At 58.0% G+C, this 12,879-nt stretch carries 10 protein-coding genes; 3 read left to right on the plus strand and 7 right to left on the minus strand.

Annotation, left to right across the window (positions count from 1 at the left end; translation table 11 throughout):
* Position 1: 1 nt before the first annotated feature.
* Complete coding sequence (locus RQI55_RS07260; protein WP_243256790.1) at positions 2-577, minus strand: helix-turn-helix domain-containing protein; 576 nt, start codon at positions 575-577, stop codon at positions 2-4.
* Between the two features lie 149 nt (positions 578-726).
* On the opposite strand from RQI55_RS07260, the gene lepA reads away from it, so the two are divergent.
* Complete coding sequence (lepA, locus tag RQI55_RS07265; protein WP_042616306.1) at positions 727-2,565, plus strand: translation elongation factor 4; 1,839 nt, start codon at positions 727-729, stop codon at positions 2,563-2,565.
* A 63-nt stretch (positions 2,566-2,628) separates the two neighbouring features.
* On the opposite strand, the gene RQI55_RS07270 is transcribed toward lepA, so the two are convergent.
* Positions 2,629-2,937 (minus strand): hypothetical protein, encoded by a 309-nt coding sequence (locus tag RQI55_RS07270; protein WP_042616307.1) that lies wholly within the window; start codon positions 2,935-2,937, stop codon positions 2,629-2,631.
* 70 nt (positions 2,938-3,007) lie between these two features.
* Positions 3,008-4,435, minus strand: coding sequence for a PLP-dependent aminotransferase family protein (locus RQI55_RS07275; protein ID WP_243256789.1), 1,428 nt, complete (start codon positions 4,433-4,435; stop codon positions 3,008-3,010).
* Positions 4,436-4,541: 106 nt separating this feature from the next.
* Here RQI55_RS07275 and RQI55_RS07280 point away from each other — a divergent pair, with 106 nt between their 5' ends.
* Positions 4,542-5,405, plus strand: a complete 864-nt coding sequence (locus RQI55_RS07280; RefSeq protein WP_243256788.1) for a DMT family transporter — start codon at positions 4,542-4,544, stop codon at positions 5,403-5,405.
* On the opposite strand, the gene RQI55_RS07285 is transcribed toward RQI55_RS07280, so the two are convergent.
* The 3 genes from RQI55_RS07285 to RQI55_RS07295 form a co-directional block, all read right to left on the minus strand.
* Positions 5,402-6,484 (minus strand): GH25 family lysozyme, encoded by a 1,083-nt coding sequence (locus RQI55_RS07285; RefSeq protein ID WP_243256787.1) that lies wholly within the window; start codon positions 6,482-6,484, stop codon positions 5,402-5,404. The two genes, RQI55_RS07280 and RQI55_RS07285, sit on opposite strands and share 4 nt — an antisense overlap.
* Positions 6,485-6,706: 222 nt before the next feature.
* The gene (locus RQI55_RS07290; protein ID WP_243256786.1) at positions 6,707-9,223 is read right to left on the minus strand and encodes a methyl-accepting chemotaxis protein; all 2,517 of its coding nucleotides are present in this window, start codon (positions 9,221-9,223) and stop codon (positions 6,707-6,709) included.
* A 176-nt stretch (positions 9,224-9,399) separates the two neighbouring features.
* Positions 9,400-10,467: an alpha/beta fold hydrolase gene (locus RQI55_RS07295; protein WP_243256785.1), complete on the minus strand. Its 1,068-nt coding sequence runs from the start codon at positions 10,465-10,467 to the stop codon at positions 9,400-9,402.
* 143 nt (positions 10,468-10,610) lie between these two features.
* Between RQI55_RS07295 and RQI55_RS07300 the strand changes: the two genes are divergently transcribed.
* On the plus strand, positions 10,611-11,699 hold the full coding sequence (locus RQI55_RS07300; protein ID WP_243256784.1) for an AraC family transcriptional regulator: 1,089 nt from the start codon (positions 10,611-10,613) through the stop codon (positions 11,697-11,699).
* An 18-nt stretch (positions 11,700-11,717) separates the two neighbouring features.
* Here RQI55_RS07300 and RQI55_RS07305 read toward each other — a convergent pair whose 3' ends face one another.
* Positions 11,718-12,821 (minus strand): TRAP transporter substrate-binding protein, encoded by a 1,104-nt coding sequence (locus tag RQI55_RS07305; RefSeq protein ID WP_192063259.1) that lies wholly within the window; start codon positions 12,819-12,821, stop codon positions 11,718-11,720.
* Positions 12,822-12,879: the final 58 nt, after the last annotated feature.

The raw sequence follows: 12,879 nt of genomic DNA on the forward strand, positions 1-12,879 counted from the left end.
GTCAGCGCTTGCGTTGGTCCAGCACCACGGCATAGCGCGCAGGTTTATCGGATGGATTGTGGAACATGTGTCCTTCACCGACGGGCATGAACAGGCAATCGCCCGGCCCCATCTGGTGCACCTCGCCACCGGTCGTCATCTCCAGTGCGCCTTCCAGCAGCCAGACATATTGCACCATGCCGCGGCTTGCCGCGTGCGGCGGGAAGGTCACTTTGGCATGGGGCGGAAACTCCACCTCGACGATATCGACATCGGACCCGTTAAGGGGAGGGGAGATGGCGCGTCTGATATAGCCAGTATCCGGATCTTGCCATGTCGGCTGGTCCTGCCGTTTGATGAGCGGTGAGGCGACGCCTTCATCCTGCGCAAAGAAGCCGGATAGCGAAAGCCCGAACGCCGCGCAGATGCGGGCCAGAAGAGCAGCCGTCGGGCTGGCTTCCGCCCGCTCTATCCGCGAAATCATCGCCCGGCTGACGCCGGATGTGGATGCGAGCTGGTCGAGCGTGAGATTGCGCTGTTGGCGCAAATGTTTGATGCGCTCCGCAATGGACCGCTCGATGTCATCGTGATTTTCCATTATGTGAGAATATAAATCTCTCAAGATGGAGTCAAGATGCCGCAGGAGAATGGCTGCTCCAAAAGTCTTACGGCGTCACGATCGTTAAAAAGCCGAACTTTAAAGGCGTTTCGCCAAATTCCCGCTTTTCCAGCGCAAGAGCCCCTGCTATAGCGCGGGGCATGAGCACAAATTCGACCCGCACCCCGCTTGACCATATCCGCAACTTCTCCATCGTTGCCCATATCGATCATGGCAAATCCACGCTTGCAGACCGGTTGATCCAGTCCACGGGTGGCCTTGCCGAACGCGATATGTCCGAGCAGGTGCTCGACAACATGGATATCGAGCGCGAGCGCGGCATCACCATCAAGGCACAGACCGTGCGCCTGCATTACAAGGCGAATAACGGCGAAACCTATGTCCTGAACCTTATCGATACCCCCGGCCACGTTGACTTTGCCTATGAAGTCTCCCGCTCGCTTTCCGCGTGCGAAGGTTCGCTTCTGGTGGTGGATGCCTCCCAGGGTGTGGAAGCGCAGACACTGGCCAACGTCTATCAGGCCATCGACAATGATCACGAGATCGTCACGGTTCTGAACAAGATCGATTTGCCTGCGGCAGAGCCGGACCGCATCCGCGAACAGATCGAAGAAGTCATCGGCATCGACGCATCCCAGGCCGTTTTGATTTCGGCCAAGACCGGCCTCGGCATTCCAGATGTTCTGGAAGCCATCGTTCACCAGTTGCCGCCGCCAAAGAGCGAGCTGGGCGAAAAGGGTCCGTTGAAGGCCCTGCTGGTCGATAGCTGGTACGACACCTATCTCGGCGTCATGGTTCTGGTGCGCGTGCTCGATGGCGTGCTGACCAAGGGCCAGACCATCCGCATGATGGGCACCGATGCCAAGTATCAGGTGGAGCGCGTTGGCGTTCTCACCCCAAAAATGGTGGCTGTCGATAGCCTCGGCCCGGGTGAAATCGGTTTCATCACCGGTTCCATCAAGGAAGTGGCCGACACCCGCGTTGGCGATACCATTACCGAAGACAAGCGCCCGACGGCGCAGGCACTGCCGGGCTTCAAGCCTGCCCAGCCTGTGGTGTTCTGCGGCCTCTTCCCGGTCGATGCTGCGGACTTCGAAGATCTTCGTGCGGCCATGGGCAAGCTTCGCCTTAACGACGCTTCCTTCTCGTTTGAGATGGAATCCTCTGCTGCTCTCGGCTTTGGTTTCCGTTGCGGCTTCCTTGGACTTCTGCATCTGGAAATCATTCAGGAACGTCTGGAGCGCGAGTTCGACCTCGACCTCATCGCAACAGCGCCGTCTGTGGTCTACCAGCTGACCATGACCGATGGCTCTGAGCGCGAGTTGCACAATCCGGCTGACATGCCTGATGTCGTCAAGATTTCAGAAATCCGCGAGCCTTGGATCAAGGCGACCATTCTGACGCCGGATGATTATCTCGGTGGTATTCTGAAGCTCTGTCAGGATCGTCGCGGCATTCAGACGGAACTGACATATGTCGGCAAGCGCGCCATGCTCACCTATGAGCTGCCGCTCAACGAAGTCGTGTTCGATTTCTATGACCGCCTGAAGTCCATTTCCAAGGGCTATGCCTCGTTCGATTACCATCTGGATGGTTACCGCGAAGGCAACCTCGTCAAGATGTCGATCATGGTCAATGGTGAGCCGGTGGACGCGCTTTCCATGCTCGTGCACCGCACCGCAGCTGACAAGCGCGGCCGTGATATGTGTGAAAAGCTGAAAGACCTTATTCCGCGCCACATGTTCAAGATCCCCATTCAGGCAGCCATCGGCGGTAACGTCATTGCGCGTGAAACGATCTCGGCCATGCGCAAGGACGTGACGGCCAAGTGCTACGGCGGCGATGCCACCCGTAAGCGCAAACTTCTGGACAAGCAGAAGGAAGGCAAGAAGCGCATGCGCCAGTTCGGCAAGGTGGACATTCCACAGGAAGCCTTTATCGCCGCGCTGAAGATGAGCGACGATTGATCACGAAAAAACCGCTTGAGCCAAGGCCAAGCGGTTTTTCTTTTTCACCAATATGGTGTCAGCTTATGGCTGCGTCTGCGTGCCGCCAGTGTTTGGCGATGCTGGCGCTGTGGTGTTTGGCGCAGCGGGTGTCATCGGTGCCCGTACTGGCTCGTTGGCCGCTGGCGCTGTTGTCGATGAGGTCGTCGTTGCGTCTGTCGTCGCCGGCGCGCTCATCTGCATCCATATGAAGCCACCGATCAGCAGCACGGCGATGATGGCAATCCACGGCATCAAGCCGGGTGATTTGCGTGCGGCTTCCGGTGTGGTGCGCAGTTCAGGGCGATCTGGACGAAGGTTCGGATCGCGTGGCAGGTTTGGATCGATTGACATGCTCGTTTCTCCTCTACTATGCCGAGAAAACAAGCAGTCTCGTATTTTGTTCCCGAAACATGAGAAATCCTTAATATTCTGAAGCGGACGATTTCCCTTCTTTCAGGGACCGGCGCAGAGTATTGACCAGATCAGGGCTGGCGCATTGCGAGACATTGAAGCGCATAAAGCCTGCTGCCCCGGGTGATTGGCTGAAGATTTGCCCCGGTGCCAGAACCATGTTTTGCGTCAAAGCATGGCGGGCAACCTGCGCAGCATCGACGCCTGATGGTAGCTTGCACCACACAAAGATACCGGCCTGCGGCAGCATCCAGGGGGTGATGCCAAGGTCGCCAAGCGTGTTGATGGTCACGATCCTCGCGCGCGAAAGCTGTGGTTTCAGCCCATCCATGTGGCGGCGGTATTGCACATCCCTCAATGCCGCGTAGACAAGGGCTTCCGAAAGCTGGCTGCCGGAAAAGTTGGCAGCAATTTTTAGATCCGTCAGCGGCTCGATCCAGTCCTTGGGCGCTGCGATATAGCCGCAGCGCACGGATGCCGAAAGGGTCTTGGAAAAGCTGCCGATTTGGACCACGCGGTTCAAGCCGTCGAAGGTGGCAAGGCGCGGCGCTCTCTGCTCTTCGAAATCAGCAAAAATGTCATCTTCGATGATGGTGAGGTTGGCCCGTTCGGCCAGCATCAAGACGCGATGGGCATTTACGGGCGATAGGCAAGCACCGGTTGGATTGTGGACGCCAGAGGTGGTGATGTAAAGCCGGGGTTTGTGTTCACTCAAAGCCTGCTCGAACAGCGCCACGTCCGGCCCGGTGGGCGTATAGGGAACGCCGATGAGCTTGACCCGGTGGGCGCGCAGCAACGCATGGAAATTGAAATAACAGGGGTCGTCGACCAGCACGGTCTGCTCAGGCTCAAGCAGAAAGCGGCACAGGAGATCAATCGCCTGAGTGCCGGAATCGACGAGAATGATCTGCCCCGTGCTTGCATGCAGGCCCTGCTCGGCAAAACGCCGCGAAAGAAACTGGCGCATGGGCAAAAGCCCAAGCGGGGTGGCGTAATCCGTAAGGTGCTCCAGCTCACCGCGCGAAAGAGTGCGCATGGCGCGACGCAGCACATCCTGCGGCATCCAGTCGGCGGGCATCCAGCCGCAGCCGGGTTTCGCGACATCAGCCCCGCCATCCAGCGCCAATCGAGACACCCAGAAAGGATCAACCGCCCGGTCGAGTTTGGGACCGATTTCAGCAAGAGACAGAGGCGCAAGTGCGCTTGCGACATAGAAGCCCGAGCCGGGGCGGGAACGGATCGCACCTTCCGCCACCAGTCGTTCATAGGCCTCAACCACGGTTGAGGTGGAAACCTGCATGAGCTTTGCAAAGCTGCGCACCGATGGCAACTTTGCACCGGTCGGCAGGCTGCGTGCCGCAATACGGCGTCTGATCTCACGCATCACCGCTTCGATGCGCGGCGCGGAGCCATCGGCTTTCATTGCTGATCCATCCATCCGTACTGCTCCACATACCATAACGGTTTGTTTCAACTGTATCGCACTGTTGCTGGTGTCGCTAGCCATGTTCACGCATAGCGTTGACCTGAAACGGAGTGATGCAATGGACAAGACATCAAGCGGCTGGTGGAGCGGGTTTATCGGCGTGGTCATTTTTAGCGGCTCTCTGCCGGCCACACGCATGGCGGTGACGGGTTTCGATCCAGCCTTTCTCACGCTCGCCCGCGCCAGCATCGCGGGGCTTCTGGCGTTGGCCTTACTGATGGTCTTTCAAGAGAAGCGCCCGGCGCGCCGCGATATCATGCCTCTGGCAATTGTTGCGCTGGGCGTCATCGTCGGGTTTCCGCTGTTGACGGCGCTTGCGCTGAAGCACATCACATCCGCCCATTCCATCATCTTCGTCGGCCTTCTGCCGCTTGCCACAGCCATCTTTGCCGTGCTGCGTGGCGGGGAGCGGCCCCGTCTGGCCTTCTGGCTGTTTTCCGGTCTCGGCAGCAGTCTGGTCGCCGGGTTTGCACTGGGTCAGGACGCGGCCATGTCGTGGAGAGGCGATCTCTTGATGTTGAGCGCCATCGTCGTTTGCGGGCTGGGTTATGCGGAAGGGGCGGCGCTGTCGCGGCGGCTGGGCGGTTGGCAGGTCATTTCCTGGGCGCTCGTTCTGTCGCTGCCCCTCATGCTGCCCTTGGCAGTGCTTACCATGCCAACGCACTGGGGTGATATCGCCGCTGATGCGTGGGGCGGGCTGTTTTACGTGTCGCTGTTCAGCATGCTGATTGGCTTCATCTTCTGGTATCGCGGCCTGGCGCTGGGTGGCATCGCCGCAGTGGGACAGTTGCAGTTGCTGCAACCATTCTTTGGCCTCACGCTGGCCGCGACGCTTCTGGGTGAGCCTGTGAGTGTGGCGATGCTGGGCGTCACACTCGGTGTCGTTGCCTGTGTGGCAGGTGCGAAAAGGTTTTCGCTCTAGCCCCTGCCGCCTTGCGATGACCAGCGTTCCCAAGACTTCTCGTTGCCACTGAAGACGTTCAGGTCGATCTTGCCATCAACGCCTTGAGAAAGGCCCGAGCCGGAATATTGCCAGAACAACCACTTGCGTCCGGGGTAAACCTTGGATGGATGCTGTGCCACTGCCCGCAGCCAGAAGGGGTAATCCAGGAACTCGCCGGACAGGTGGTCCTTGTAGAAATCCGGTGCGGTGTAGATGATCGGGCGCTTGCCATAGTGGCGCTCCAGCATGTCCATGAAGACCTGCATCTTTTCCAGCACCTTGGCGCGGGGCAGCCGCATCTTGCAGCTGGATTCGCCGTTATATTCCACATCGATGACCGGAGGCAGCGCATCCGGGTCGCGTGGTACGTTGCGAATGAACCATTCCGCCTGATGGCTTGCAGCACGGCACCAGTAGAAGAAGTGGTAAGCACCCCGTTTGACCCCTGCCGCCTTGGCACGGTTCCAGTTGGTCTTGAACATCGGGTCCAGATGGTCGCCGCCATCGGTCGCCTTGATGAAGGCGAAGTTGCCACCGCGGGATCTCAACCGTTCCCAGTCGATATTGGCCTGCCAACGGGACACATCCACGCCGTGCACAGGATAGTGCCGTGGCGTGACGCTGCCGAAATTGATCGGCTTCGCATCGCTGAAATTGGAACGGAAGAGGCGCGAACGCACCGCAGGTCCCGAACTGATTGCGGGCGCTGCCGCCATGGCCATCTGCACCGGGCGCTCATTGGGTAGGGCGACCCCGGCTTGCGGCGCCATGGGTCGGTTCATTTCCGGCATAGGAGTCTGATGATCGACAGCCGCAAAGGCCGGCGAGCCAGACGGCACGGGCCCACCCCAGGCCAGAACCTTCTGGGATGGTTCCGCACGAAGGGGAGCCTGCGTCTGGCCAACGCTTGCCTGAGGCACGGGTGCCGAAGGCGTCACAGAACTTGTGGTTTCCCGGGAAGGGATACCCGCCATCAGGCCTTCTGGCCCGGTACTGGATGTACAGGCTGTGAGGGATAGGCAGGCTAGAACAAAAGCTGGCACTGTCGATCGATGCATGAGAACCCGTACGCAAAACAAGGGGCAAAACGCAAAGCGCGCATGCCCGGGACCATCAAAAAATTATCACTAACGACAAATTATCAAAAAAGGCTGAATCCAATCTTTACGATCGGGAAATGTCTTGAGGCGCTATCCGTTTTGCCACTTTGACCGGGTCTGCCAGAACGCAAAACGCGCGGACGATTTCGCCCGCGCGTTCTGGTGTCAAACAATATTGGCTTAAGCTGCGAAGCGTTTGCCCTGGCTGCCGCTCTGGTTGGACTCCAGGCGGAACTGCGCCAGCAGCGTGAGCAACTGATCGGTTTCTTCGTTCAACTGCTCGCTCGCTGCGCTGGTTTCTTCCACCATCGCCGCGTTCTGCTGGGTCAAGAGATCCACTTCGCCAACGGAGCTGTTGATCTGCTGCATGGCCACAGACTGATCCTGCGTCGCCTGTGTGATCTGTCCGACCTGATCGCTGACATTGGCAATCTGCGTGCCGATCTGGGCCAGTGCTTCACCCGTCTTGGCGACGAGGCTGGAGCCTGCGGCGACTTCGCTGGATGAAACGGCAATCAGTTCACGGATTTCCTTGGCCGCAGCGGCGGATCGTTGCGCCAGTTCCCGCACCTCATGGGCAACCACGGCAAAGCCCTTTCCGGCTTCCCCGGCGCGCGCGGCTTCCACACCGGCGTTGAGCGCCAGCAGGTTGGTCTGGAACGAAATGGAATCGATGACTTCGGTGATGTTGCCGATGGTCTGCGATGCATTTTCGATCCGCTGCATGGCGTCAACCGCATTGCGCACGATAACAAGCGATTCCTCGGTGTTGCGACGGGTCTTGTCGACAATGCCATTGGCTTCGCGGGCACGTTCAACCGCATTGCGCATGTTCGAGTTGACCTCGTCTACAGACGCTGCCGTCTCTTCAAGCGATGCAGCCTGACGTTCCGTGCGGCGTGCTAGGTCAACCGCCGATTCCGACATCTGCTGGGCGTTGCCGCGAATGGCAGCAACGTTTTCGGCAATGCCGCCAATCGTGTCGCGCAGGCGCAGCATGGAGCGGTTGAAGTCGACACGCAATTGCTCCAGACGATCGTTGAAAGGCGTATCGATCGTGGTGGAAATATCGCCTGCAGACAGCCGCTCAAGGCCACCGGCCAGCGCGCTGACGGCAAACTGGATCTGGCGGTCGAGTTCCCTGCGCTCGGTTTCATTGGCGTGGCGCTGAGCTTCGGCAGATGCGCGCTGCTCCTGCGTTGAAGCCTCAAGCCGGATCCGCTCCTCAGCATTCTCCTTGAACACTTCGAGCGCACGCGCCATGTCGCCGATTTCGTCGTAGCGGTTCTTGGCCTCAAGCGGAATGTCCATGTCGCCCTTGGCCAGACGCTTCATGGCGCCAACAATGCCAAGGATTGGGCCCTTGAAGGTCATGACGAGGCCGATGCCCGCAAAAATCGCGACGAGAACGCCGATGACCATGGCAGAAAGCGAAATGCCATCCGCCTTGCTACGCTCTGTATCGGCGGCACTGCGCTGCTTTTCAGCAAATGTCGTCAGGCTGGTCCAGACGCGGCCAATTTCTTCTTCCGCCATGCTGAAAGCGACCTTGCGCTGCTGCGAGATCGCAAGAAGCTGGGTCGCGGAGCCGTCCAGCTTCGTTGCCAGGCCGTCGATGGTTTTGGCGCTCTTGCGCGTGGCGTCTGACATCTTGTCGTCGCCGGACATGGAGCCGGTGGACACATTCAGACGGAAAGCTGCGTCACGAAATGTCTCGAGTTTCTTCTTGCTGGGTGCCGCCACATAGCCGGCCATCTCCAATTCAAGGTTCTTTGCGTCCTCGGCGATCTGGCGGGCATTGGCCAGGAAGCCTGATGCCTGTTCCAGCGGTTGGTCCAGCTTGCCAAACACCTCTGTCGCCTGCCGTGATCTCAAACTCGCAAAGCCCTGAAGACGAATGGTGGCAGGCCGCATGAGGTTGACCACGCGCTCGATGGCACCAACGGTGGTCTCATTGACGACACCGATATCCAGCTGGGCGCGGATTTGCTTCACGCCGTCGGCCAACTGATCCATGATCATTTTCTGATCGGCGGTTGCCATGCCGACGAGTTCCTTGACGGTGCCTTCCAGTGTTCCGATTGCGGCCTTGATGGCGGCGGTCTTTTCCTCTGGCACGGTCGTCTTGTTAAAATCGGTAACGACAGTCGCGATGACATTGGCGCCGCGGTTCAGCTTGTCCGCTTCGCGCAACATCTGCTTGGCTTTCGCCTCATCCGACTGCAACGTGCTTCTGATGTTTGTGGCATTGGCCAGAACACCGTTCAACTCCCGCGTCATGGTCGCGAGGTCAGCGTTCATGCTTGCCCGCAGGGACTGTTCCTGGCCGTGGCTGGTCCATAATTCATCGACCTGCTTGTCGATAATTTTTGTGCGCTCGACAGCATCTTTTATCTCTGCGGAGCTGCCATCTTCGGCCGCGCGCAGAAAATTGGCCTGTTCAGCCAGCTGGCGGTGCAGGGCAGACCGTGTTTCCTCATTGGTATTGCTGAGAAACGAAGTCATGCCGCCATAGACTTCCTTGAAGCCTGTCAAGGATTGCAAAATCGTGTTTGAAACATCCATGCGGCTTTGAAGCAGGTTTGAAGCGTATAAACCCGAAAGGCCAACTGCAAGAATACTTGCCACAAATGGTGCGATGAAGACGATGACTTTGGTTTGTATCTTAAACCGCGCCAACAGATTATCGATGATCATTAACTTTCCCCAAGGCCCGTTTTTGAACCAGCGTCTCTTTCTTTCGGTGAGATCGCCGTGCCTCAACTTTTGCAGGCGAGGTTTGAAAAAACCATTAATATCTATGGGTTTAGCTTTGCGTCATTAAGGCCGGTGAAATGTACCGGCCTTAATGACGGGCAATATTTTTGCTGCTCTTAAGGCTGGCTGCTCAGAGATGTCTTGAAGGCTCCGACGATCATCTTGACCAGTTCGCCGTGAATATCGCCACGCTCTCGCGGACCGGATGGCGTGCAGATCGGATCGAGCTCGCCGACCGATTTGAGAAACTCTTGAGCGCCCGGCTTGCAGACCGGCAAGAAGCTGAAGTGGTCGGAACCGTTCACCTGCGCATAGGTGCCATCTGGCACATCCTTGGCCAGTTGATCTGCTAGGACCGACACGGGGACAGCGCCGACGCTGCCCAGATTAATGAAGGTCAGCGGTATCTTGATGTCGTGAAGGCTCTCTTTCGTGAAGGCGACCTCAAGGCCAGGATCAACCAGAACGGCGGTGCGGATGCGTTGATCGTGGTTCGATTGCTCGAACCGGACTTTATCGACGTTGCGCAAATCCAATGGCGGCACAGTAATAGCCTCGCCGTTTTTATAGCCACGGCCACCTGAAAACCATGTGCAATCCATGGACTGGGCATAATCGACGCAATATTTCACATAGGCGTCGAGATTGGCGCGAGCTCCCGCCAGTTCCAGCGCAGCGCTGCCACCCAGTGAAAAGCCCATGACCCCGATGCGATTGGCATCGATGGAAGGTGACCATTCGGCATTGGTGGTCAGTGATGTGATGATGGTGGAGAGATCATCCGTGCGCTCCCATATCTTCGGCGTATCTTCAGGTGTGGAATCGCCGCTCGTGGTGCCGGGATGGTCAGGTGCTGCCACGATGAAGCCCGCTTTTGCAAGTTCCGTGGCAATCCAGGCCATGGTGGTGCCGCGTGCACCGGAGCCATGCGAAAGAAGCACCAATGGAAGGTGTCCCGGCTGAATGGCAGCATCTTTCAGCGCCATCGCCCCTTCGAAAAACCTGTTTTCGCCAACACGGACGGCCTCGCCCTTTCCGTCAGATGGGTACCAGACCGTAACCGCAATATCCTTGCCGCGAAGCGGTGAGGGGATGGCGATGTCGCGGACGCCGACATCTTCGCTTGCGTGGGCAGATGGCAGGAAGAGAGTGGACAGCAAGATGGTGGATAGAATGGAGCGCATAAAAAGCCTCATGGGTTGGAGGAACGAGGCTGATGTCCGTCCATCCCGCTTTTTTCACGCCCTGAAACACGTTTGAGGTCGTGCGCAAACACGATTCAGTTCATGTAGGAAGCATTATCGGTTCACACTCCGGATCACCCATCGTGCTTTTCATTCCCTTGCCTTTTGTCGTTTCGCTTTTGTTGTTCCTGATGTTGTTCTCAATTGTTCGCGGCAGTGGAGGGGGCAAGGCCAACCGTCCGTTTCTGGCGCTCATCGCGCTCAGTGCGGTGCAATCGGCTCTGCTCGGTCTGCGTTGGGGTTATCAGGTCGAATGGCTGAGATTTGTCCTGCCGGTCATGGCGTCTGTCTTGCCACCATTGGCCTATGCCAGTTTTCGAAGCCTGATGGATGAATGGCGGCTGAAAAGCACGGCAAATATTGCCAGTCTTGTCATGCCATCCCTGGTCATTCTGCTGGTGATGGTGCTTGCACCCGTCGCTATCGATTACGTTCTGATTGCCCTGTTTGTCGGCTATGCCATCGCCATCGTGCTGCTTGGCAGGCGTGGGCCGGATGGGCTGGAGGAGGCGCAGTTCGCAAGTGTTGCATCGGTCCATCGCGCGCTTTTTCTCGCAGGTGCTGCGCTCTGCATGTCAGCGACTTTCGACATTCTCGTCCTGCTCGATTTCCAGTGGGCGCGAGGCCAGAATATTGGCGTCATCGTCGGAAATGGCAACCTGCTGGTCCTTTTCATGATTGGCCTCACCGCATGGGTTGCGGGCAACAGTAAACCCGAGACGCTGGCAGGTGGTGCGCCGGAAGGCGGCGTACAGGCGGATGCCGCGTCCGTCAGTGCGACGACCGAAGATCACGAGATCATGGCACGGCTGGAGGCGTTGATGGCGCGGCAGAAAGTTTACCGCGACGAGAACCTCAATCTGTCGCGTCTGGCCCGCAAGCTGGCCTTGCCCAGCCGCCAGATTTCCCAGGCCATCAACCGCGCCACGGGTGGCAATGTCTCGCAATATATCAACCAGCTACGGATCAGCGATGCCTGCCGCCTGCTGGAGGAGACAGAGCAATCCGTGACCGCTATCATGCTGGACTGCGGTTTCCAGACCAAATCCAATTTCAACCGGGAATTTCGCCGCATCACCGGCATGAGCCCGCTGGCTTGGCGGGAGCGTCAGGTTTGGAAGCTTGTTGCGTCCAATAAAAAAGGCCACGCGCCGGAGCGCGTGGCCTCTTAGATCTTGGCTGACGGATGATTAAAGCGTGCCGTTACGCTGCTGGATCATCATATAGGTGTCATAGGTGTATTCGGAGATCTGAGCCCAGAGGTAAGCGTCCTTCTTGAACGCCTGCTGGCTCTCGTAGATCTTCTTGAAGTTCTCATTGACCGAAGAAAGCTCGGCGTAGGTTTCCAGCGCCGCCTTGTGGCAGACATCCAGAATTTCCTGGCTGAATGGACGCAGGATAGCGCCTTGCGCGACCAGTTCCTTCAGAGCCTTTGGGTTGCGGGCGTCATAACGCTCCAGCATCGAGGCGCTGCCAGCCGCGCAGGCATCTTTGAGAATGCGCTTGTAGTTTTCAGGCAGGCTGTTGAATTTCTCGAGGTTCACGAAGGCGTGGCAGGCGGGGCCACCTTCCCACCATGCTGGATAGTAGTAGTATTTCGCAACCTTGTAGAAGCCGAGCTTCTGGTCGTCGTAAGGACCGACAAATTCCGTCGCGTCGATCGTGCCTTTTTCCAGCGCCGCATAGACATCGCCGGCAGCAATCTGCTGCGGGGTAACGCCGACCTTCTTCATGACCTGGCCCGTCAGGCCAGCAATGCGCATCTTCAGGCCCTTCAGATCATCGATCGTGTTGATTTCCTTGCGGAACCAACCGCCCATCTGCGCGCCGGTGTTGCCGAGCAGAATGGAATAGATGTTATGCTTGGCCAGGAACTCGTTCATCAGCTCGTTGCCACCGGCCTGGTTGAACCAGGCATTGGTCTGGCGGGCATTGAGGCCGAAAGGAATGGATGTGCCGAGTGCAAAGGTCGGGTCCTTGCCGACATAATAATAGGAGCAGGTGTGGGCCATTTCGACCGTGCCTGATGTGACCGCATCTGCTGCCTGAAGTGCAGGCACGATTTCGCCGCCAGCAAAATGCTGAATGACGAAGTTGCCGCCGGATGCTTCCTTCACATGATCCGCAACGATCTGGCCAGCGCCGAACAGAATGTCCAGTCCCTTGGTGAAGGACGAGGTCATGCGCCAGTTGATCTTGGGATTTTCCTGCGCGATAGCAGGGGCTGCGAGAGCGGTTGCGGTAACGCCAGCGCCAACGGCACCAGCCCGGCGGATAAATGATCTGCGATCCATTGTGATTCAAGCCTTGAATGTAGCACTATAGGCGAACCGCATGGTACGCCTCCCGTCA

Source organism: Rhizobium sp. WCS2018Hpa-16 (assembly GCF_031843705.1).
Taxonomy (GTDB): Bacteria; Pseudomonadota; Alphaproteobacteria; order Rhizobiales; family Rhizobiaceae; genus Agrobacterium; species Agrobacterium tumefaciens_C.

What these genes read in the sequence shown, in the direction of transcription:
- RQI55_RS07260 (WP_243256790.1), bottom strand. Translation starts at nt 577, where the DNA reads ATGGAAAATCACGATGACATCGAGCGGTCCATTGCGGAGCGCATCAAA.
- RQI55_RS07270 (WP_042616307.1), bottom strand. Translation starts at nt 2,937, where the DNA reads ATGTCAATCGATCCAAACCTGCCACGCGATCCGAACCTTCGTCCAGAT.
- RQI55_RS07275 (WP_243256789.1), bottom strand. Translation starts at nt 4,435, where the DNA reads ATGGATGGATCAGCAATGAAAGCCGATGGCTCCGCGCCGCGCATCGAA.
- RQI55_RS07280 (WP_243256788.1), top strand. Translation starts at nt 4,542, where the DNA reads ATGGACAAGACATCAAGCGGCTGGTGGAGCGGGTTTATCGGCGTGGTC.
- RQI55_RS07285 (WP_243256787.1), bottom strand. Translation starts at nt 6,484, where the DNA reads ATGCATCGATCGACAGTGCCAGCTTTTGTTCTAGCCTGCCTATCCCTC.
- RQI55_RS07290 (WP_243256786.1), bottom strand. Translation starts at nt 9,223, where the DNA reads ATGATCATCGATAATCTGTTGGCGCGGTTTAAGATACAAACCAAAGTC.
- RQI55_RS07295 (WP_243256785.1), bottom strand. Translation starts at nt 10,467, where the DNA reads ATGCGCTCCATTCTATCCACCATCTTGCTGTCCACTCTCTTCCTGCCA.
- RQI55_RS07305 (WP_192063259.1), bottom strand. Translation starts at nt 12,821, where the DNA reads ATGGATCGCAGATCATTTATCCGCCGGGCTGGTGCCGTTGGCGCTGGC.